At 69.5% G+C, this 19124-nt stretch carries 24 protein-coding genes; 11 read left to right on the forward strand and 13 right to left on the reverse strand.

All coding sequences use genetic code 11. The annotated features are described in order from the left end of the window. Window position 1: 1 nt before the first annotated feature. From C466_RS09395 to C466_RS09405, 3 genes are all read right to left on the reverse strand, one after another. Complete coding sequence (locus C466_RS09395; RefSeq protein WP_004598214.1) at window positions 2–358, reverse strand: hypothetical protein; 357 nt, start codon at window positions 356–358, stop codon at window positions 2–4. A gap of 105 nt (window positions 359–463) precedes the next feature. Next, window positions 464–817, reverse strand: a complete 354-nt coding sequence (locus C466_RS09400; protein WP_004598213.1) for a helix-turn-helix transcriptional regulator — start codon at window positions 815–817, stop codon at window positions 464–466. Between the two features lie 73 nt (window positions 818–890). Further along, on the reverse strand, window positions 891–1670 hold the full coding sequence (locus tag C466_RS09405; RefSeq protein ID WP_004598212.1) for an NRDE family protein: 780 nt from the start codon (window positions 1668–1670) through the stop codon (window positions 891–893). A gap of 104 nt (window positions 1671–1774) precedes the next feature. Here C466_RS09405 and C466_RS09410 point away from each other — a divergent pair, with 104 nt between their 5' ends. The 4 genes from C466_RS09410 to C466_RS09425 all read left to right on the forward strand — a co-directional run bounded on the left by C466_RS09410 (window position 1775) and on the right by C466_RS09425 (window position 5086). Beyond that, window positions 1775–2845: a glucose 1-dehydrogenase gene (locus C466_RS09410; protein ID WP_004598211.1), complete on the forward strand. Its 1071-nt coding sequence runs from the start codon at window positions 1775–1777 to the stop codon at window positions 2843–2845. Continuing rightward, window positions 2832–3464, forward strand: coding sequence for a transcriptional regulator GfcR (gfcR, locus tag C466_RS09415; protein ID WP_004598210.1), 633 nt, complete (start codon window positions 2832–2834; stop codon window positions 3462–3464). The genes C466_RS09410 and gfcR overlap by 14 nt, the downstream gene beginning before the upstream one ends. A 532-nt stretch (window positions 3465–3996) precedes the next feature. Beyond that, window positions 3997–4341, forward strand: coding sequence for a glutaredoxin family protein (locus C466_RS09420; protein WP_004598209.1), 345 nt, complete (start codon window positions 3997–3999; stop codon window positions 4339–4341). 175 nt (window positions 4342–4516) lie between these two features. Continuing rightward, window positions 4517–5086 carry a DUF7110 family protein gene (locus tag C466_RS09425; protein WP_004598208.1) on the forward strand — a complete coding sequence of 190 codons (570 nt, stop codon included), beginning with the start codon at window positions 4517–4519 and terminating at the stop codon, window positions 5084–5086. A gap of 26 nt (window positions 5087–5112) precedes the next feature. Here C466_RS09425 and C466_RS09430 read toward each other — a convergent pair whose 3' ends face one another. After that, window positions 5113–6354, reverse strand: a complete 1242-nt coding sequence (locus C466_RS09430; protein WP_004598207.1) for a trans-sulfuration enzyme family protein — start codon at window positions 6352–6354, stop codon at window positions 5113–5115. A 181-nt stretch (window positions 6355–6535) separates the two neighbouring features. On the opposite strand from C466_RS09430, the gene C466_RS09435 reads away from it, so the two are divergent. Continuing rightward, the gene (locus C466_RS09435; RefSeq protein ID WP_004598206.1) at window positions 6536–7252 is read left to right on the forward strand and encodes a diphthine--ammonia ligase; all 717 of its coding nucleotides are present in this window, start codon (window positions 6536–6538) and stop codon (window positions 7250–7252) included. 35 nt (window positions 7253–7287) lie between these two features. On the opposite strand, the gene C466_RS09440 is transcribed toward C466_RS09435, so the two are convergent. Together C466_RS09440 and C466_RS09445 are read right to left on the reverse strand one after the other, a co-directional pair. Beyond that, window positions 7288–8541, reverse strand: coding sequence for a Glu/Leu/Phe/Val family dehydrogenase (locus C466_RS09440; protein WP_004598205.1), 1254 nt, complete (start codon window positions 8539–8541; stop codon window positions 7288–7290). A gap of 155 nt (window positions 8542–8696) precedes the next feature. Then, window positions 8697–9572, reverse strand: coding sequence for an HpcH/HpaI aldolase/citrate lyase family protein (locus C466_RS09445; protein WP_004598204.1), 876 nt, complete (start codon window positions 9570–9572; stop codon window positions 8697–8699). Window positions 9573–10070: 498 nt separating this feature from the next. Between C466_RS09445 and C466_RS09450 the strand changes: the two genes are divergently transcribed. Continuing rightward, window positions 10071–10619, forward strand: a complete 549-nt coding sequence (locus tag C466_RS09450) for a MaoC family dehydratase (protein ID WP_004598203.1) — start codon at window positions 10071–10073, stop codon at window positions 10617–10619. 12 nt (window positions 10620–10631) lie between these two features. Here the strand turns inward: C466_RS09450 and cyaB are convergent, their stop codons facing one another. Beyond that, the gene (cyaB, locus tag C466_RS09455; RefSeq protein ID WP_004598202.1) at window positions 10632–11228 is read right to left on the reverse strand and encodes a class IV adenylate cyclase; all 597 of its coding nucleotides are present in this window, start codon (window positions 11226–11228) and stop codon (window positions 10632–10634) included. A gap of 176 nt (window positions 11229–11404) precedes the next feature. Between cyaB and C466_RS09460 the strand changes: the two genes are divergently transcribed. Beyond that, window positions 11405–12340, forward strand: a complete 936-nt coding sequence (locus C466_RS09460; protein WP_004598201.1) for an FKBP-type peptidyl-prolyl cis-trans isomerase — start codon at window positions 11405–11407, stop codon at window positions 12338–12340. Window positions 12341–12449: 109 nt separating this feature from the next. Further along, on the forward strand, window positions 12450–12710 hold the full coding sequence (locus C466_RS09465; protein WP_004598200.1) for a hypothetical protein: 261 nt from the start codon (window positions 12450–12452) through the stop codon (window positions 12708–12710). Window positions 12711–12736: 26 nt separating this feature from the next. Here C466_RS09465 and C466_RS09470 read toward each other — a convergent pair whose 3' ends face one another. From C466_RS09470 to C466_RS09485, 4 genes are all read right to left on the reverse strand, one after another. After that, window positions 12737–13357, reverse strand: a complete 621-nt coding sequence (locus tag C466_RS09470; RefSeq protein WP_004598199.1) for an RAD55 family ATPase — start codon at window positions 13355–13357, stop codon at window positions 12737–12739. 104 nt (window positions 13358–13461) lie between these two features. Further along, entirely contained in the window at window positions 13462–14184 is a 723-nt protein-coding gene (locus C466_RS09475; RefSeq protein WP_004598198.1) for a MinD/ParA family ATP-binding protein, read from the reverse strand. 91 nt (window positions 14185–14275) lie between these two features. After that, a complete protein-coding gene (locus C466_RS09480; protein ID WP_004598197.1) occupies window positions 14276–14650 on the reverse strand; it encodes a YlbF family regulator in 375 nt (124 codons plus the stop codon). 71 nt (window positions 14651–14721) lie between these two features. Then, window positions 14722–15381 carry an alpha/beta hydrolase gene (locus tag C466_RS09485; RefSeq protein ID WP_004598196.1) on the reverse strand — a complete coding sequence of 220 codons (660 nt, stop codon included), beginning with the start codon at window positions 15379–15381 and terminating at the stop codon, window positions 14722–14724. A gap of 178 nt (window positions 15382–15559) precedes the next feature. On the opposite strand from C466_RS09485, the gene dph2 reads away from it, so the two are divergent. Continuing rightward, window positions 15560–16603: a diphthamide biosynthesis enzyme Dph2 gene (dph2, locus tag C466_RS09490; protein ID WP_004598195.1), complete on the forward strand. Its 1044-nt coding sequence runs from the start codon at window positions 15560–15562 to the stop codon at window positions 16601–16603. Between the two features lie 141 nt (window positions 16604–16744). Further along, complete coding sequence (locus C466_RS09495) at window positions 16745–17284, forward strand: hypothetical protein (protein WP_239641205.1); 540 nt, start codon at window positions 16745–16747, stop codon at window positions 17282–17284. Between the two features lie 108 nt (window positions 17285–17392). On the opposite strand, the gene C466_RS09500 is transcribed toward C466_RS09495, so the two are convergent. After that, complete coding sequence (locus tag C466_RS09500) at window positions 17393–17608, reverse strand: hypothetical protein (protein WP_004598193.1); 216 nt, start codon at window positions 17606–17608, stop codon at window positions 17393–17395. Next, complete coding sequence (locus C466_RS09505; protein WP_004598192.1) at window positions 17605–17805, reverse strand: hypothetical protein; 201 nt, start codon at window positions 17803–17805, stop codon at window positions 17605–17607. The genes C466_RS09500 and C466_RS09505 overlap by 4 nt, the downstream gene beginning before the upstream one ends. Before the next feature lie 160 nt (window positions 17806–17965). Between C466_RS09505 and C466_RS09510 the strand changes: the two genes are divergently transcribed. Beyond that, a complete protein-coding gene (locus tag C466_RS09510) occupies window positions 17966–19120 on the forward strand; it encodes a cobalamin-independent methionine synthase II family protein (RefSeq protein WP_004598191.1) in 1155 nt (384 codons plus the stop codon). Window positions 19121–19124: the final 4 nt, after the last annotated feature.

The following is a 19124-nucleotide window of genomic DNA, read 5'->3' on the forward strand; positions in this document are numbered from 1 at the left end:
GTCACCCCGTCTCGTCGTCGGTCCGGCGCGCCTGCTCGCTAAGCGTGAGGAAGGCCACCGCACCGAAGAACGCGACCACGAACCCGAAGACAGCGGCGTCTTCGCCGGCGTAGTGGCCGAACAGAAGCGGCGTGACGCTCAGACCGAAGAGCCCCACTCCGTAACCGATCCGGTCGGTGCGCCCCTCGAACCGCGGCGCCGCCGCGAGCAGCGAGACGTCGAACGCGAGGTAGAAGTAGGCGGCTCCGGCGTACACGGCCGCCGTGCCGACGGCGGTCGGGAGGTACGGGACGAGCTCGTAGACGCCGAGCGCGGCGAGCAGGCCGACGCCGGTCGCGAGCGGGAGGGCTCGGTTCACGGGCGTCCGGTTCGACGTCGGGGGTAAAAAGCGCCGCGTCGACGCCTTCTGGTCGTCGCGTGTGATTCAGGTCGGGACCGAGCGGGAAAGCCGAGCAGTTCGGCGTCAGTACTCCTCGTAGGCGAGATTCATCATCCACTGCGAGAAGGCGTCGGCCTGCGCGTCGACCTCCTCCTCCCCGATGAACGGCGAGAGCATGTCGTCGGCCATCAAAAGCGAGAAGTCGAGGTCGCGCGGCGCGGGCTCCAAGTAGTAGGTGTTGTGGCCGTCGTAGACGGTGTCTTCCCGCTGGATGACCCCGGCCTCCTCCAACGACTCGGCGATGCGGCTCCCCTTCCGCGAGGAGACGTCGAGTTCCTTCCAGAAGTCGCTCTGGTGGATGCCGCCGGTCTCGCGGATGAGTTCGAGACCGGCGCGCTCGTCCGCCGACAGGTCGGACTCGATTTCGGACGCGCTCATACTCTCTCACGCCTCCCGAATCGCTTAAAACTGGCTTTCCGGTCGGACGCCTCGCGGCCGCACGGGGCTCGTCTCACCGGCCGGCGGGCACGAAGTCCTCGGGGAGCGACACCGCCTTCGTCGGCGTCTCGCAGGGCGGGCCGTCGGCGTACGCGACCGCGGGGTCGTCGCCGGTCCGGATCCGGGTGAACGACCGGGTTCCGAACTCCTCGCCGTGGAGGCAGGCGCCGTACTCGTGGTCGGCGAGGACCCCGCTCGCGCGGTCGAGCCACGACGCGCCCGTCTCGCCCGGCTCCGGGACGAGCGCGGCCGCGATCCGCCTGGCGCTGTCCGCGCGCTCCTCGCCGAACTCCCGCCGCCGCTCGGGGACCGCGAACCGCTCCGCACCGTTGACCACGCCGCCGACGTTGCCGACGACGTGGACGCCCGGGTCGAGTCGGGTCACGGCGAGGCCGCCGTCGTACGTCAGGAGGAACGCCGCCCGCCCGTCGGCGAGGACGAGGTTGAAGCCGTCGTACGCGCGCTCGTCGAGCTCGCGCTCGACCGCCCGGACCGCGTCCTCGGCGGAGGCGGCCGTCAGGCAGTCGCGGACGAGCAGCCCGCGCGAGCGGTCGCCCTCGCGGTCGGCGTCGAGCCACCGGTTCGTGACCGCGACGACGAGGCCGCCCTCGGAGACGCCGATCCACGTCCCGCCGGCCTCGGCGTCGCGCGGGGCGACGTACCGGACGCCGTCGCCGTCGGCCGTTCGGAGCGTCGGCGGTTCGCTCGGGCGGTCGAGCGCCTCGTCGCGGGTGGCCGCGAGCGCGACGGGGGCGTCGCCGAACGTCCGCCACGCGAGAGTCAGTGTGCACACGCCATCGAGTACGCCCGAACGACTGAAAACTCCACGGGGGTCCGACGCACGTGTTTACTCACAATAAAAGAAATCTTTTGGTGACTGACCGCTTGGGTCCGGATATGAACGCGATTGCCGTCTACGAGGGAGCCGACGAACCGGTCGTGACAGCGAAGCCGCGACCGGAGCCCGCGCCCGGCGAGGCGCTGGTTCGGACCCTGCGGGTCGGCGTGGACGGGACCGACCACGAGGTCATCGCCGGCGGTCACGGGGGAACGCCCGCGGGCGAGGACCACCTCGTGTTGGGTCACGAGGCCGTCGGCGTGGTCGAGGACCCGAACGACACGCCGTTCGAGGCCGGCGACGTCGTCGTTCCGACGGTGCGCCGCCCGCCGAACGGGGCGAACGAGTACTTCGCGCGCGGCGAGCCCGACATGGCGCCGGACGGCGAGTACCACGAGCGCGGCATCGTCGGCGCGCACGGCTTCATGGCCGAGTACTTCACCAGCCCGGCGGAGTTCCTGGTCGAGATCCCGCCGGCGCTCGCGGAGTGGGGGTTCCTCGTGGAGCCGATATCGATCGCGGAGAAGGCGATCGAGCACGCGTACGCCAGCCGGTCGGCGTTCGGCTGGGAGCCCCAGTCGGCGCTCGTGCTGGGCAACGGCTCGCTCGGCCTGCTGACGGTCGCGACGCTCGACGAGGAGTTCGATCGGATCTACTGTCTCGGGCGTCGCGAGCGCCCCGACCCGACGATCGACATCATCGAGTCGCTGGGGGCGACGTACGTGAACTCCAACGACACCGCGGTCCCCGAGGTCCCAGAGGCGTACGAGCCGATGGACTTCGTCTTCGAGGCGACCGGCTACGCGCCGCACGCCTTCGAGACCATCGAGGCGCTCGCGCCCAACGGCGTCGGCGCGCTGCTCGGCGTCCCGGGCGACTGGGAGTTCGAGGTCGACGGCGGCCGGCTCCACCGGGAGTTCGTCCTCCACAACAAGGCGCTCGTCGGCAGCGTCAACTCCGGGTACGGCCACTTCGAGTCGGCCGTCGAGTCGCTCGCGGCGCTCCCCGAGTCGTTCTTGGGCGATCTCGTGACGGGAATTCACGGGCTCGACGACTTCGAGGCCGCGTTCGCGGATGACGACACGACTATTAAAACGGCGGTCGAATTCGGCGCATATGAAGAACGTTGACGACCTCATCGACAGCGCGGCCGAGCTCGCCGAGCGGGGGCTCTCGAAGGGCGAAATCGCGGACGAGCTGAACGTCTCCCGCGAGACGGCGAGCTGGCTGGTCGAGCGCGGCGGCGGGGCGGAGAGCGCGGAGGCCGCGGACGCGACCGCCTCCGCCGACATCCACGTCGACTGGTCGGCGCTCGGGCGCGACTCGACCCGCCTCGGCTACGCGGCCAGCGCGATGGCGGACCTCCTGGCCAAGCAGGGCGAGGCGGTCGACCTGACGGTCGGCATCGAGAAGGCGGGCGCGCCGCTCGCGACCGCGGTCGCGGACCGGCTCGACACCGACCTCGGCACGTACGCGCCCGCGAAACACCAGTGGGAGGAGGGGGACATCGACGAGCACGGCGGCGGCTTCTCGCGGAACTTCGCCGCGATCCGGAACCGCGACTGCTACGTCGTCGACGACATCATCACCTCGGGGACGACGATGCGGGAGTCGATCGACGCGATCCGCGAGCAGGGCGGCGAGCCGGTCGCGTGCGTCGTCCTCGTCGACAAGATGGGGTACGACGACATCGACGGCGTCCCGGTCTACTCGCTCGTCGACGTCGTCCGCGTCGACCGCGACGAGTAGGACTGCGGGCGCGCTCGCCGATATTTATAAAGGCGGATCGTCCGAGAGACACGCAGCGTCGGCGTGCGCCGGTGAGCGGCCCGCAGGGCCGCGAACCGACCGCACGAGGGAGTCAGTCGCCGGAGCGAAGCGGAGGCGACTGACGAGGCTGGGGAGGCGTGAGGCGCGGTTGCTGTGCGGGCGGGACTCGAAGGGGCAGTCGCGAGGACGAAGCCCGGCGTTCACGAGAGCGGAGCTCTCGTGAGCCAACCAGAATGCGGAGCGTTCTGGTGACGACGTAAGCACTGGAGAGAACGAACGGAGTGAGCGACCGAAGCGCGCAGCGAGCCGCGCGAGTCCTCGCGACTGGGGCTTTGGCGGTGTTCGCCGTCGCTCCGTCAGTAGCTGTTTATAAGTGAACGACTGGGGCTTTGGCCGTGTTCGCCGTTGATCTACTGTTAGTCCGCATTAACCGACCAAGCGACCGCTCACCTCACGATCGCCGCTCGTCCCGTGCGGAACCCATTTGCCTCGCCGACGCGTACCCGGTCGCATGACGTTCAGCCCCGAAACGGACGCCGACTCCGAGGAAATCGAAGCGCGCGTCGAGAACACGATCGCCGACAACGACGTGGTGCTGTTCATGAAGGGGAACCGCCTGATGCCGCAGTGCGGCTACTCGAAGCGCGCCGTCGAACTCATCTCCCAGCACGTCGAGGAGTTCGAGACGGTCGACGTGCTGCCCGCGCTCCCGCAGTACCGCGAGGCGCTCGAGTCGCACAGCGGCTGGGAGACGATTCCGCAGACGTTCGTCGACGGCGAGTTCGTCGGCGGCAGCGACGTGCTCGCCGAACTCGACGAGCGCGGCGAACTCGCCGCCGAACTGGGCGCGGAGTGAGGTCGGGGGCGCCGCGGACTCCCGCCCGAATCCCTGACGCGCCGGCCGCGCGCCGCGCCGATCCTCACACCTCGAAGGGCAGTCCATATAAACCCACGGTGCCTATGTGGGGTAGGTGCAGCCGTTGCCGCTGCCGCCGTGACCACCGGTTCGACCCCACCGCATTCCACAAACAATGACAGGCCGCGTGTTCCGACTTCATTCGACGCTCGAACTGCCCCTCGAAGACGTAGAGACGTACTTCGACGAAGACCCCGATCTGCCCCCGGAGATCGACGACATCGACATCACGCGTCGAAACAACACACTCATCATCAAGGCCCTGTCCGACGACGAGTCGATCAGCAAGTACACGCCCACGGCGCAGCTGAAGGCGTCGGTCACGGAGACCCGCGTCTGGGAGGAGGAGCCGCCGCGCGCCGGCGGCCCGCAGTGGATGGACGACGAGGAGGAAGAGATCCCCTCCGAGCTCGTCGAGTTCGCCTGCTTCAAGGGCGACCGCGAGACCGTCCTCCAGAACTCCGCGCTCCAGTACCCGATGTTTCGGGTGCTTCGCAAGATCGCGACGCTCTCCGAGAAGGGGACGCTGACCGCGATCACGGAGGAGGACGGGGAGCTGGAGGCGACCCGCATTGTCGAGGGCGAGCCCCGCCCCGCCAGTATCGAGGTCGTCGAGAGCCCGCAGGGCGCGGGCGAGGGCGACGGCGGCGTCAACTGGCGCGACAACGACTTCATCTCGGACTGAGACCGCCGCCGCGGCGTCGGCCGGCGTCAGCGGTCGGCCGGCGGCGTCGTCGTGCGACGGTTCATCGCGTCGAACCCGCCTTTTAAATCCGCGATCAGGTCGTCTACCCCTTCGATGCCGACCGACACGCGGAGCAACGTGTCCGAGATCCCGAGCGCTTCCCGCTCCGCGGGCGAGAGCGGTTCGTGAGTCATCGCGGCCGGCAGCTCGATCAGGCTCTCGACGCCGCCGACGGAGACCGCGAGCGTGAACTCCGTCAGCGCCTCGACGAACCGCTTCGCGTCGTCTATCGTCCCGTCGAGTTCGAACGAGAGGATCCCGCCGAATCCGGACATCTGCTCGCGGGCGAGCTCATGGTCGGGATGACTCGACAGCCCCGGGTAGTACACGTCGCTCACCTCCGCCCGTCCGTCGAGGAACTCGGCGACGGCCGTCGCGTTCGCCTCGTGTCTCTCCATCCGTGCGGCGAGCGTTTTGGTGCCGCGTAACACGAGGTAGCTGTCGAACGGGCCGCTCACCGCGCCCACGCCGACTCGCTGGAGGAACCGAATCTCCTCGGCCAGCGCGTCGTCATCGGTGACGACCGCGCCGGCGATGGCGTCGGAGTGGCCGTTGAGATATTTCGTCGTACTGTGCGCGACGACGTCGGCGCCCAGTTCGAGCGGGCGCTGGAAGTACGGGCTCGCGAACGTGTTGTCCACGCCGAACAGCACGTCTCGGTCCGCGACCAGGTCGGCGATACCGGCGATGTCACACAGCGCGAGCTTGGGGTTCGTCGGCGACTCCATCCAGACGACGGCGGTCTCCTCGCGGAGCGCGGCCGCCACGTTCGCCGTGTCCGTCGCGTCGACGTACGTGACGTCGACGCCGAGGCGCGACCGGAACACGTCGTCGAGCATCCGACGGGTGCCGGCGTACAGGTCCTCGAAGGCGACGACGTGGTCGCCGGGGGTCAGTCGAGCGAGCAGCGTCGTGAATATCGCCGCGGTGCCCGAGGCGAACGCGGCCCCGTGAGCGCCGCCTTCGAGCGCTGCGATTCTGGTCTCCAGCGCGTGTCGGGTGGGATTCGACAGCCGGCCGTAGACGAACTCGCCGGCGGCCGGGTCGACGTCATCCAGTCGCATCTCGGTGTCGAGGCCCGGCAGGGCGAACGTCGACGAGAGATGAATCGGCGAGACGACGTCGCCCGCCTCGCTCCCGTTCTCGAACGGCTCTTCGCCCTCGGTGACGGTGAGCGTCTCGAACGTCGACTTCGATCGGTCTTCCATACGCGGACTCCGACGCATCGTCGCTAATAGTTTATCATTTTTCATTAATAATGCTGAATTCCCGGATAACTCGCGGGGATATTACTGTCGGATCGACAGATCGGCGCGTCCGGCAGCCGGCAGTCGACGGTCGTCAACCGGGACCGTCGACAATTTACGTAAGCCGGGCGTTCCCTCGCCAATGACCGACGACTGGGTGAGCCTCTTTTCGGGGGGCAAGGACTCCTCGTGGGCGCTGTACCGCGCGCTGGAGGAGGGCCTCGACGTCTCGCGGCTCCTGACCGTCCACCCCGCCGGCGACTCGTACATGTACCACACGCCGGCGACGGAGCTCGCCTCGCTCGCGGCCGAGAGCGTCGGGATCGACCTCGTCGAGGTGTCGCCCGACGACTTCGGCGCGGACGACGTCGACGACGCCGGCGCGCAGGGCGACGCCGAGCTGGAGCCGATGGAGGCGGCGCTCCGCGAACTCGCCGCCGCGGACGACGTTGACCTCGCGGGCGTCACGGCCGGCGCGGTCGAGAGCGAGTTCCAGACGAACCGGATCCAAGCGATGTGCGACCGGCTCGGGATCGACCTGTTCGCCCCGCTGTGGCAGCGGGACCCGGTCGAACTCGCGGAGGCGATGTTCGACGCCGGCTTCGAGATCCGGATCGTCCAGGTGGCGGCGTACGGGCTCGACGAGTCGTGGCTCGGCCGGCGGTTCGACGCCGACGCGCTCGACGAGCTGCTCGAACTCCGCGAGGAGTACGGCGTCCACCCGCTCGGCGAGGGCGGCGAGTTCGAGACGTACGTCGTCGACGGGCCGCACATGGACCGCCGCATCGACCTGACCTACGACGCGGTGTGGGAGGGCGACCGCGGCCACGTCGAGATTCGGGACGCGCGCCTGGAGTGAGTCGAAGCGGTTCCTGAAGCGGTCGACTCTGTCCGCTACGGCCAGCTGCCGGCCTGATCGTACGCGTCCACGATCCGACCGATACCGACGACGTACGCCGCGGTGCGGAGGTTGTGGACGTCGTTCGATTCGTAGGTGTCGACGAGCGTGTCGAACGCGTCCGTGATCACGCGTTCCAGCTCCTCGTTGACGCGCTCCTCGGTCCAGCTGAACCGCTGTCGGTTCTGGACCCACTCGAAGTAGGAGACGGTGACGCCGCCCGCGTTCGCGAGGATGTCGGGAACGACGTGGACGTCGCGCTCCGCGAGCACGTCGTCGGCGTCGGGCGTCAGCGGTCCGTTGGCCGCCTCGACGACCAGCTTCGCGTCGACGTCCGCCGCGAGGTCCTCGTCGACCGCGTTCTCCAGCGCGGCCGGGACGAGGCAGTCGATGTCGAGCGTGAGCAGCTCGTCGTTGGTGATCTCCTCGGTGTCGGCGTAGCCCACCACCGAGCCGGTCTCGGCCTTGTGCGATTTCACGTCGCGCGGGTCGAGACCGTTCGGGTCGTGGATCCCGCCCGAGGAGTCGGAGACCGCGACCACGCTCGCGCCGAGGTCGTCGAGCAGCGCAGCGGCGACCGACCCGGCGTTACCGTACCCCTGGACGGCGACCGTCGCGCCCGAGAGGTCGCGGTCGAGCCAGTCGAACGCCTCGCGGGCGGACAACGCCACGGAGCGGCCGGTCGCCTCGACGCGCCCCTCGCTCCCGCCGGAGTCGAGCGCCTTCCCCGTGATGACGCCCGGCGCGGTGGTGTTCTCGAGGGTCTCGTAGGTGTCTTTGATCCAGTTCATCTCCCGCTGGCCGGTGTTGACGTCCGGCGCGGGGACGTCGCGGTCCTCGCCGATCAGGGGCCGGAGCTCCGTCGCGAACGCCCGGGTGAGCCGTTCAAGCTCGGTCTCCGAGTAGTCGGCCGGATCGATCGCGATCCCTCCTTTCCCGCCGCCGTAGGGAACGTCGACGACGGCGCACTTGTACGCCATCCAGCCGGAGAGCGCCTTCACCTCGTCGCGGGTGACGCCCGGGTGATAGCGGATTCCGCCCTTGTACGGCCCTCGGTCGCCGTTGAACTGCGAGCGGTACGCGCGGACGGTCTCCAGCGAGCCGTCGTCGCGCTCGAACGTCAGGTTCGTCTCTAACACCCGCTCCGGGTTCTTCAGGCGCTCGATGACGCCCGGGTCGGCGTCGACGACCGCCGCGGCGTCGTCCACCTGCTCTCGCAGACTCTCGAACGGGTTCGCCTCAGAAGACATACCATCACGTGCCGGCGGCCGGAGGTTAACTGTGACGACCGGAACGGAAATTGTGTGTGTCGACACCGCACACAGCGACTCCGAAAGTGCGGACGGGCGACTCGAAGGCAGCGCGGACGGGCGACTCGAAGGCGGCGCGGACGGGCGACCCGGCCTCAGCGGTCGCCGTCGGGCGCTCGGTCGAGGATCCGCTCCGCCTGGGCGATCAGCGGCGCGTCGATCATCTCGCCGTCGACCCGGAAGACGGCTCGGCCCTCCCGCTCCGCCTCGTCGCGCGCGTCGAGGACGGCCTCGGCCCACTCCACGTCCTCGGGGTCCGGCGTGAACGCCTCGGTGATCGGCGCCACCTGCGCCGGGTGGATCGCGAGCTTGCCGTCGTAGCCGAGCCGCCGCGCGAACGCCGCGTCCTCGCGGAGGCCGGCCTCGTCGGAGAAGTCCGTGTACACGGTGTCGATCGCGTCGACGGCGGCCGCGCTCGCCGCGAGGACGACGTGCTCGCGGGCGTACAGCACCTCCGTCCCCTCGTCGGTCCGGGTCGCCCCCACGTCGGCGGCGAGGTCCTCGGCGCCGAACACGAGCGCGTCCGTCGCGTCCGCCGCCGCGATCGACTGCGCGGAGAGCACCCCCGCCGCGGTCTCGACGAGCGCGAACACGGCCGGGTCGCGCCCGCGCTCGGCGCACAGGTCGGCAACGCGCTTGACCCGATCCGCGGCCTCGACCTTCGGGAGCATCACGGCGTCGAGGCGGACGCCGCCGGTCCCGTCGCCAGTCCCGTCCTCGCTACCTCTCCCCAGCACGCCGTCGAGGTCGGCCGCGGGCGATTCGGCGGTCAGCCGGACGCAGACCTCCGCGTCCGGATCGAAGGCTGGGTCCGCGAGCACCTCGCGGACCGCCGCCCTCGCCTCGTCCTTCCGCCCGGGGGCGACGGCGTCTTCGAGGTCGAAGCAGATCACGTCGGCGCCGGCGCCGGGCGCCTTCCGCATGAGGTCGGGGCTGTCGCCGGGCGAGAACAGCAGACTTCGTCTGGCCATGTCGAGGCCTCCCCGCCGGCGGACATAAATCGTGGGCGTCCAAGCTGGATCATTTATAAATAAACGAGGAAGATGCGGTGGCGCGTGCCGGTGAGCGGCCGACAGGCCGCGAACCGCACGCGCGAGGGAGTCGCTGGCGCCGGCGGCGCCAGCGACGAGGCTGGGGAGGTGTGAGGTGCCGTGCGGTCGCGGATGGGTGGGACTCAAAGGGGCAGCCGCGAGGAGCCCGTAGGTGACGCAAGCACCGCAGCGAAGGAACGGAGTGACTGAGTGAGGAGCGCAGCGAGCGTACGGGCTCCTCGCGGCTGGGGCTTTGGCGGTGTTCGCCGTCGAGTCGCCAACCACGTATCGCCGAGCGGCTGGGGCTTTGGCGGTGTTCGCCGTCGAGTCGCCAATAGCCATTTATAAATGAACGGCTGGAATTTGGGCGGAGTCACCGCGGATGACTCCCCAGTAAAGAGCGGTACCGATTTCACCTCACCGGCTGACCGGGAAGTCATGCCCGGACTGTACTACGAGGAGTTCGAGGTCGGCGAGACCATCGACCACGCGAAGCGACGGACGGTGAGCGAGGCCGACAACCAGCGCTTCTGCGACATGACGATGAACCAGCAGCCGCTCCACCTCGACGCGGACTTCGCGGGCGAGACGCAGTTCGGCGAGCGGCTGGTGAACGGGCTGTACACCATGTCGCTCGCGGTCGGTCTCACCATCCCGGAGACGACCGACGGCACCATCGTCGCGAACCTCTCGTACGACGACGTCGAACACCCGAACCCCGTCTTTCACGGCGACACGATCCGCGCGCGCTCGACGGTCACCGACAAGCGGGAGACGAGCGACGGCGAGCGCGGCGTCGTCACCATGCGCGTGGAGGCGTTCAAGATCGTCGACGGCGACGACGTTCTCGTCTGCGAGTTCGAGCGAACGGTCCTCTCCGAGAAGCGGCCGGAGGGCGACGCGGACGATGCGGAGGACGGGGGCGACGCGGATGATGCGGAGGACGGGGGCGACGCGGACGATGCGGACGACGAGGCCGCTCCGTAGCCCCCGCCGGCGTCAGTCCTCCTCGTCCGCCAACAGCAGCCCGAGGTAGGAGGTCCGGACCTGATCGTCCGCGTCGAGCCCGAGCCGGTCGAGCGCCGCGACCGCCGCGTCGCGCGCCGCGTCGACCTCGCTTTCCGCCTCGACTTCCCGCTCGATCTCGACGTACTCGTCGAGCCCGGTGACGGCGTCGAGCGTCACCGTGAACCCGTCGTACGACCAGAACTCGCGGCGCTTCTCCACCGTCGCGGCCGGATCGAAGCCGAGCCCGGAGAGGACCGCGGCAAGCGCCTCGCCGTCGTCGACGCCCGTCTCGTGTTCGGTGCGCGTCTTCGAGGCCTCCTCGAGGAGCGGTCCCTTGTAGGTGACCGTCGCCGCCGGATCGGGCGCCGCCACCGACTCGCCGTCATCCGCCGCCGACACGCCGGCCTCCGCCAGCGGCGTCTCCCGTCGGATCCGGAGCGCCTCGTCGGTCTCGGCGAACTCGCGGTGCGGCGCGTCGTAGTAGGTGTCGCGCTGGCGGCGCGCGTCGACGCGCTCGGCGCCGGCCTCGCGGAGGCGCTCCCGCGTCGCCTCCAGGTCGGCTGGGACCTTGATCTCGACCTCGTACATGCCCGGGGATGCGACCGGGGCGTTCATAAGCGACGCGGGACTCCGCGGGCTCAGCGCCCGGTCGACGGGACCCGCTCGTCGGCCGCCGCGCGCCCCGAACCGCCGCTGTCGCCCGTTCGTCGGCGGCCTTCGGGCCGAACCGTGCTTCTTAAGGGTGTAACAGGTGACGTTCGGGTATGAGCGATCAGGAGCAAGCGGACGCGGCCGACGAGGCCGAGGAGAGCGAGACCGAGACTGACGCCGGCGGACTCGAAGACGGCGACTTCGTCCGCGTCGCGTACACGATCCGAACGGCCGACGACGGCCGCGTCATCGACACGACCGACGAGGAGACGGCCGAGGACGCCGAGATCGACGTCGACGAGTACGAGTTCGAGCCCCGAATCATCGCGCTCGGCGCCGGCCACGTGTTCCCCACCGTCGAGGAGGCGTTCGTCGGCGGCGCCGTCGGCGACGAGGGCACGGTCGACGTCCCCGCCGAGGACGCCTTCGGCGAGTACGACCCCGACGAGGTCGAGACGGTCAAGGCCGACAAGATTCCGGAGGACGACCGCTACCCCGGCGCGCAGGTCCAGATCGACAACCAGCAGGGCCACCTCGAGACGATCATCGGCGGCCGCGCCCGCGTCGACTTCAACCACCCGCTGGCCGGCGAGGACCTCGAGTACGAGTACGAGATCATCGAAGCCATCGACGACCGCGAGGAGCAGGCGTCCGGCATGCTCGGGATGTACCTCCAGGAGGCGCCCGAGGTCCGCATCGAGACGGTCACCGAGGAGGAAGAGACCGTCACGGAGGACGACGACGGCGAGGAGACCGTCGAGACCGAAGAGGTCGAGAAGGACGTCCTCTACGTCACCGCGACGCAGGCGATGCAGATGAACCAGCAGTGGATGTTCCAGAAACAGCAGATCGCCCAGGACCTCATGGACCGTCTCGATCTCGACCGCGTCGTGATCGAGGAGGTCATCGAGGGCGGCGGCATGGGCGGTCTCGGCGGCATGATGGGCGGCATGGGCGGCGCCGGCGCGGGCGACGTCGACATCGAGGAGGCGCTCGAGGACGTCGACGTCGACGCCGACGAGATCGTCGACGAGATCGACGAAGAGTAGTCGACTCCGCTTCTCTACCCACCCGATTCTCGCGTTTTTCCTTCCCGGCGAGCGACCGGTCCGACCGGCGAACGGAGCCCTTTTGCCCGGCGACGCGCCCACACCGAGTATGGAGATCGAACGGGCACGCGAGGACGCGCTCGTCGCCGGGGTCGCGGGCGCGGCGACGGTCGCGATCGCGCTGCTGTCGAGTTTCACCGGCGTCGTCTCTGTCGCGACGCTCCCGACGCTGGCGCCGCTCGCCGTGTACGCGCTGTACCTCTTCTCGCGGAAGGGCGGACCGTACGGAGCCGCGGACACCGCGCGGAACTGGGCGGTCGCGGCGGCCGTCGTCGGCGCGGTCGTCCTCCTCGCGTCCGCCGTGCTATAGGCTCGGAGCGCCGACGAACGGCCGCGTCAGGCGATGTCTCGGCTCGTGTCGACGGCGACCTCGTCGGTGAGCTTCAGCTTCAACGGCTCTTCGAGGGCGGCGCCGCCCCGGAACTTGGGGATGACGAGCCGGTTCGCGATCTCGGTCCCGGTGACGGTGGTTCGCAGGTCGAACACCACGTCCGCGACCTGTTCCGTGACGCGCCGCGTCCGCGGGTCCTCGCCGCCGCGGAGCGCGTGGAGCAGCGCGACGCCCCCGGCGTCGACCACCCGTGACCGCACGTCGTCGAGGAACTCCGCGTACGCCGCCGGGGACGCGCTCTCTTCTACCGGCCCCACGGAGTCGACGATCAGCGTGCCCTCCTCGGGGAGGTCGTCGGACAGCGACGCCAACTCGTCGAGATCGCCGGCGTCCTCCGTGGCCTCGACGGTCGTCTCCTCGTCTCCGTCGCGACTGAGCGCCGCCGCCACCGCGCCGGCGGACCGGACGGTTGTCAGGTAGCGGCACTGCCGGACCCGGGCGAACCGGTTTAAGATGAGCTCGGACTGACTGTCGGGGTTCGCCTTCAACACGACGACGCTACCGCTCGGGAGCCCCCCGCCGAACTGTCGGTCCAGCACCGAGATCCCAGTCGGAAGCGTCTCCATACGATCGCTGCCGCCTGTGGACGTTTGGGTCTGTCGATGGCGGCTCTCTCGGCCGCTCGTGACCCCGTCGTCCGCCGTTTCGGCGCCGCCGGTGGGGTAGATCCTCACGCGATCTGCCACCCGCTCGCCGCCGCGGTCTCGCCGAGCCGTGAAGCGAGGCCATCGTACGCGCTCCGGACGCTCGGGTCGGACAGCGGGACGGCCCCGCCGTCCGGGATCGCGCCGAGGACGGGACAGCCGAGTAGCGTCGCCACCCGGTCCGGCACGTCCGTCTCGCCGATCACGACCGCACCGACCGGCGGGCAGTCGAGCCGGCGGGCGATCGCAGCCGTCTTCGCGGCGTCCCGGAGCGCGGCGCGCCGGAGCGGCGTCGCGATCAGCGCCCGGTCCGCCGCCCGAAGCGGCGCGGCCACGTCCGGCGACGCGCCCGCCGGACTGTCGAGCAACACCGGCGCGCTCTCGGGCGTCGCGCCGTCGAGCGCGTCGAAGGTCGCGCCGGCGTCGACGGACCGCGGCGCGTCCGGCGCGGCGAGGACCGTCGGCGCCGAGCGACCCGGACGGACCGGCTCCGTCCCCCGGACCGCGTCGAGGACGGTCCGCGTGTCCGCCCCGTCGGTGCGACGGGCGGCGCCGACCGGCGGGCCCTCGGCTTCGGTCTTTCCCGGGGCCTCTGGCTTCGTCTCCGCGGCCAGCCGCGCGAGGTTCGGGAGGTCCCAGTCGGCGTCGGCCGCGACCACCGGCGCGCCGCGACGCGAGAGCGCGCGGGCGAGCCCGAGGGTGGTCGTCGTCTTTCCGCTTCCGCCCTTGCCGCCGGCGACGGCTATCACGGCGGGCGTGGGGCGGGATCCGGTATAAAGAGTCGGCCGCAGTCGCCGCGCGGTACGGCGTTCAGCTCACGATGACGGCGACGGGGGGCGCTTAGTCCTGACAGCAGCCGCCGGCCTCGCCGCCGAAGTCGACGGCGAGGGGCTCGGAGATGGCCTCGTTGACCGCTTCGAGCGTGTCCTCCAACTCGTCTTGCGCGTCCAGATACTCGCTCATCACCGGCATCGAGTGGAGTTCGTCCTGCGCCTCCTGGACGCGCTGGAGCTCGTCGTTCGTCGCCTGTCCCGTCTGTCGGGCCTGCATGAACTCCGCGCGGAGCTGCTCGAACTCGTCGATCCGCTCTTGGACCTCCTCGTCGCGCTGGACAGCGGCTCTCGCCTCCTCGAAGCGCTCGTACTCCGCGGTTTCGGCGATCCGCTCGCCGAGCTCTCGGCCGAGGTCCTCGATGGAGACCTGTTCGACGCTCATATCCGGACATCGTTGCCGAGCGGTTTGAACCTGCCGGAGCCGGGGTTCGGTGGGGCCGACTTCGGAGCCCGCTACGTCGTCCGCGACGCGACGAACTCGACGACCGCCTCTAGCTCCTGCGGCCCGATGCCGTGGCCGCCCGGGAAGCTCCCGCTCGTGACGTCTGCGCCGACGGATTCGAGCCGGTCGACGGCCGCCGTCGTCCGCGACTCGGGGATCACGCGATCGCCTGCGCCGGCGCCGACGAAGACGGGCTTGCCTTCGATTCCCTCCGGGTCGAGGTCCGCGTGCGACTCCGCGAGGTAGCCGTGGAGCGCGACGACCCACGCGTAGCGGTCGGGGTCTTCCAGCAGGAGCGAGAGGCTCGTGATCGCGCCCTGGCTGAAGCCGAGCAGGCCGATCCGGTCGGCGTCGAGCCCGTATGCGTCGACCGCGGCCGCGACGCTCTCGACGATCAGGTCGAGGCTCCGCCGGAAGTCCTCGGCGTCGGGCTGGCTCGATTCGAGTCCGCCAGCCGAGAGGTCGAGTTCGTACCACGTGTACCCTCCCTGGAGCGGGTCGGGCGCACGCAGGCTGACGACGTGGTGGCCGTCGGGCAGTTCGGCGGCGACGGGGAGCAGGTCCTCCTCGTCGGCCCCGCGGCCGTGGAGGACGAAGACGGCCGGTGCGGGCCCGCCGTCGGGGCTGTCGTCGGGCGCGACGTGGACGTGCTCGAGCGGAATGTCGGTCATCGGACCCCGATTGGCGGGGGCGGCCGTTAGGTTCGTCGACCGCGGCAGGGACACGAGGACGCTCGGCGAGGGCGAACACCGGTCAACGCCGTCGGCCTCGGAACTGGTAACCGAGACCGGTTACACCAGTCGTCGCCGAACGCGCCGTTTAACCGTCCTGCCGCACAATTCGCTCGATATGAGCGGCTCCACGGAGGGCGACCTCACGAAGACCGGGATGGCCCTGAAACACGACCGCGAGTGGGACTACGAACTCGACCGGATCCTCGAGGCCATTGAGGAGCGCGACGCCTCGAAGGTCGGTCTTCAATTCCCCGAGGGGCTCAAGCGACGCGGCCCGAAGGTCGCCGACGACCTCCGGGAGGTCGCGCCCGACGACGTCACCTTCATGCTCTCCGGGCAGCCCTGCTACGGCGCCTGCGACCTCGACACGTACCTGATGCGCCGCACGGACGTGTTCGTCCACTTCGGCCACACGCCGATGAAGGAGTCCGACAGCATCGTCTACGTCCCCCTCTTCTCGAACGTCGACCCCTTCCCGATTATGGAGGACGCGCTCGAGGAGGAGCTGACCGCGCCGGAGGAGGACGCCGACGTGGGGCTCGTCACGACGGCCCAGCACATGAACCGCTTCGAGGAGATGACCGACTGGCTGGAGGAGCGCGGCTACGAGGTCCACACCCGCCGGGGCGACGACCGCCTCACGAAGGAGGGGCAGGTGCTCGGCTGTAACTACGCCTCCGCGGACATCGACGCCGAGCAGGTGCTGTACGTCGGCGGCGGGAAGTTCCACCCGGTCGGCCTCGCCATGGAGCACCCCGACAAGCGCGTCGTCATCGCCGACCCGGTCAACAACGCGGTGTCGGTCGCCGAGCACGACCAGTTCCTCAAGCAGCGCTACGCCTCGGTCCACAAGGCGATGGACGCCGAGAAGTGGGGCGTCATCTTCTGTACGAAGATCGGCCAGGGGCGCTGGGAGACGGCCCAGGAGATCGTCGACAACAACGAGAACGCCTACCTGATCACGATGGACGAGGTGACGCCGGACCGCCTGCGCAACTTCGACATGGACGCGTTCGTCAACACCGGCTGCCCCCGGATCACGACCGACGACGGCCCCCGGTTCCACAAGCCGATGCTGACCCCCGGCGAGTACGAGGCCGCGATCGGCGAGAAGCAGCTCGACTCGATCGAGTTCGACACGTTCCACGACACCTGGTAGAGCGGCGCGGAGCGCGAGGTTCGCTTTTTCAGACTCCGGCGAGCCCCTCCGGCGGTGAGATTACTTATAGATACTGAGCCCTGCGGCGCGTGCCGGCGGAACAAAGTTCTTTTAACCACAATTTCTGTGGGGGAGAGTGTCATGGTAGCCAGCCTGGACCGAGTCGTGCGGCTGTACGGTCGATACGGACCGTCGCGGTTGCCGCTCGGAGACCGACGGGACGTGGGTGGTGGCTACAGTATGGCCGCCGGTGTCCTCGCCGGTGGAATCGTGTTTGCTCCGGTGAGTGCGTTGGTTTCGGGTACGGTGGGTTCCGCAGGGGTGATTCTGTCTGCGATCCCGGTGTACCTCGCCACGGGATTCGCGGTCGGGGCGCTCACGTGGCGCTCCCTGGCGTCGAGTGTCCCGTACTACAGTGCCGTCGCAGCGTTGGTCACGGTCATCGGGAACTACCTCGCCGGGACCGCCGTGTGGTTGCTACTGGCCCCGGTGTACGGCTACGAGGTTTTGAACCCGTACGTGGGGGCCGATCCGCCGACCTCGCTCACCGAGTTCCTCGGAGCCTTCTTCGAGCTGTACCCCCTTACCGTCTTGACAGTGGTCGTGTGGACGATCTGGATAGCCGTCCCACTCAGCCTCGTTTTCAGCTACGTCTACGAGCGCAGTCGTAGCGGAGCATAGCCGATCCGTTCGCAGCAATCATCTAGCGGCTGTTTCACTCGATATCTCTCCTGGAAAACAGAACTTCACCGAATCCCCTTTCTGATCCGCTTCCGCCCTAACGGGTCGTCACGCCTCGTCCGGCGGGTTCAAGAAGAGCCCGTCGACCACGAGGGCGCCGGCCGCGAGTGATCCCCCGGCGACGGGGAGCGTGTAACCCCGAGCGAGGAGCGACGCGGCCGCGTACACGGCGCAGAAGGCGAGGGGGATCGCGAGCAGGATGAGGTCGGCGCGCTCGACCCCGCCGAGGGGGTTCGACCCGCCCGTCCGGTGCCGCCCGCTCATTCCATGTACCCCAGGTCCCGGAGCTTCTGGGCGATCTGTTTCGCCTCCGCCTCGGAGACCCCCTGGTCGGACTCCATCTCCTGGACGACGACGTGTTTCACGAACTCCTTCACCGAGCCGAACGGCTCGTCCTCGATGTACGCCTCCACGTCCGCGACGAACTCCTTCCGCAGCGAGATGGTGGTGTAGTCGCTCATTGCCGTACCTTGCTCACCGCCGGCTAATAAGTCTTAATTACATCTAATTACCGGTCGTCGGAGTCGCGGTCGATTCCGGGAGGAACCGCGGCAGTGCCGGTTCCGCCGGATTCCGCCGGATCCTCGGCCCTTTTGGGGAAGCGACCCGTCGGATCGATCGATGACGACGAACGACGGCCACATCCCCACCACGCACATCGGTAGCCTGCCGCGACCGCCGGAACTGCTCGACCTGCTCACGCGTCGGCAGGACGGCGAGGCTGTCGACCCCGACGAGTGGGACGAGACGGTCGCGGACGCGACACGCGACGTCGTCGACCGACAGGCCGAGGTCGGCCTCGATTCGATCAACAACGGCGAGCAGTCCCGCGTCTCGTTCAACTGGTACGTTGCCGACCGGCTGAGCGGCATCGACGGGAAGCGGGAGACCGAACTGTGGGCCGACCTCCAGGCGTTCCCCTCCTACGCCGAGGAGACGTTCAAGACCGACGTGATCGACCTCTCGATGCACCCGGTCGTCACCGAGGCGGTCGAGTACACGGGCCGCGAGGAGGCGGAGGCTGAGATCGACGAGTTCACCGACGCGCTCGCAGCCGCGGGCCGCGACGTCGACGGCGCGTTCATGACCGCGGCGTCGCCGAGCGTCGTCACCGCCACGCACGTCGACGACCACTACGACGACTACGAGGAGTACCTGTTCGCGGTCGCCGAGGCGATGAAGACCGAGTACGAGCTCGTCGCCGACGCGGGACTCACGCTCCAGATCGACGCCCCGGAGCTGCTGACCGTCGGCCACACCGCGGCGTACGCCGACGAGCCGCTGGCGGCCGCGAAGGACGCGACGCGGCTCCACGTTCAGGCGCTCAACGAGGCGCTCGCGAACGTGCCCGCCGAGCAGGTCCGCCTCCACACCTGCTGGGGTAGCTACGAGGGCCCCCACCACCTCGACACCGACCTCGCGGAGATGCTACCGCTGATCTACGAGGCGGACATCACCGGGCTCAGCGTCGAGCAGGCGAACCCGCGCCACCAGCACGAGTACCGCGCGTTCGCGGAACACCCCGTCCCCGACGGGTGGACGCTCATCCCCGGCGTCGTCGACGTGAAGACGAACATCATCGACCACCCGGAGACGATCGCCGACCGGCTGGAGCGCGTCGCCGACGCGGTCGACGACGGCACGCCGCTCGTCGCCGCGCCCGACTGCGGGTTCGGCACGCAGGCCGGCCTCGGGATGGTCGACCCCGAGATCGCGTGGGCGAAGCTGGAGGCGCTCGTCGAGGGCGCCGAGATCGCGAGCGAACGGCTCGCCTGAGCGG

The organism is Halorubrum distributum JCM 10118 (genome assembly GCF_000337335.1).
In the GTDB taxonomy this organism is placed as follows: Archaea; Halobacteriota; Halobacteria; order Halobacteriales; family Haloferacaceae; genus Halorubrum; species Halorubrum distributum.

Excerpts from the sequence above, each read along its gene's own strand:
- dph2 (WP_004598195.1), top strand. The coding sequence starts at position 15,560 with ATGAGCGGCTCCACGGAGGGCGACCTCACGAAGACCGGGATGGCCCTG.
- cyaB (WP_004598202.1), bottom strand. The coding sequence starts at position 11,228 with ATGTACGAGGTCGAGATCAAGGTCCCAGCCGACCTGGAGGCGACGCGG.
- gfcR (WP_004598210.1), top strand. The coding sequence starts at position 2,832 with ATGAAGAACGTTGACGACCTCATCGACAGCGCGGCCGAGCTCGCCGAG.
- C466_RS09505 (WP_004598192.1), bottom strand. The coding sequence starts at position 17,805 with ATGAGCGACTACACCACCATCTCGCTGCGGAAGGAGTTCGTCGCGGAC.
- C466_RS09430 (WP_004598207.1), bottom strand. The coding sequence starts at position 6,354 with ATGGAAGACCGATCGAAGTCGACGTTCGAGACGCTCACCGTCACCGAG.
- C466_RS09470 (WP_004598199.1), bottom strand. The coding sequence starts at position 13,357 with ATGGAGACGCTTCCGACTGGGATCTCGGTGCTGGACCGACAGTTCGGC.
- C466_RS09500 (WP_004598193.1), bottom strand. The coding sequence starts at position 17,608 with ATGAGCGGGCGGCACCGGACGGGCGGGTCGAACCCCCTCGGCGGGGTC.
- C466_RS09485 (WP_004598196.1), bottom strand. The coding sequence starts at position 15,381 with ATGACCGACATTCCGCTCGAGCACGTCCACGTCGCGCCCGACGACAGC.
- C466_RS09495 (WP_239641205.1), top strand. The coding sequence starts at position 16,745 with ATGGTAGCCAGCCTGGACCGAGTCGTGCGGCTGTACGGTCGATACGGA.
- C466_RS09465 (WP_004598200.1), top strand. The coding sequence starts at position 12,450 with ATGGAGATCGAACGGGCACGCGAGGACGCGCTCGTCGCCGGGGTCGCG.
- C466_RS09480 (WP_004598197.1), bottom strand. The coding sequence starts at position 14,650 with ATGAGCGTCGAACAGGTCTCCATCGAGGACCTCGGCCGAGAGCTCGGC.
- C466_RS09400 (WP_004598213.1), bottom strand. The coding sequence starts at position 817 with ATGAGCGCGTCCGAAATCGAGTCCGACCTGTCGGCGGACGAGCGCGCC.
- C466_RS09440 (WP_004598205.1), bottom strand. The coding sequence starts at position 8,541 with ATGTCTTCTGAGGCGAACCCGTTCGAGAGTCTGCGAGAGCAGGTGGAC.
- C466_RS09445 (WP_004598204.1), bottom strand. The coding sequence starts at position 9,572 with ATGGCCAGACGAAGTCTGCTGTTCTCGCCCGGCGACAGCCCCGACCTC.
- C466_RS09435 (WP_004598206.1), top strand. The coding sequence starts at position 6,536 with ATGACCGACGACTGGGTGAGCCTCTTTTCGGGGGGCAAGGACTCCTCG.
- C466_RS09425 (WP_004598208.1), top strand. The coding sequence starts at position 4,517 with ATGACAGGCCGCGTGTTCCGACTTCATTCGACGCTCGAACTGCCCCTC.
- C466_RS09450 (WP_004598203.1), top strand. The coding sequence starts at position 10,071 with ATGCCCGGACTGTACTACGAGGAGTTCGAGGTCGGCGAGACCATCGAC.
- C466_RS09420 (WP_004598209.1), top strand. The coding sequence starts at position 3,997 with ATGACGTTCAGCCCCGAAACGGACGCCGACTCCGAGGAAATCGAAGCG.
- C466_RS09510 (WP_004598191.1), top strand. The coding sequence starts at position 17,966 with ATGACGACGAACGACGGCCACATCCCCACCACGCACATCGGTAGCCTG.
- C466_RS09410 (WP_004598211.1), top strand. The coding sequence starts at position 1,775 with ATGAACGCGATTGCCGTCTACGAGGGAGCCGACGAACCGGTCGTGACA.
- C466_RS09460 (WP_004598201.1), top strand. The coding sequence starts at position 11,405 with ATGAGCGATCAGGAGCAAGCGGACGCGGCCGACGAGGCCGAGGAGAGC.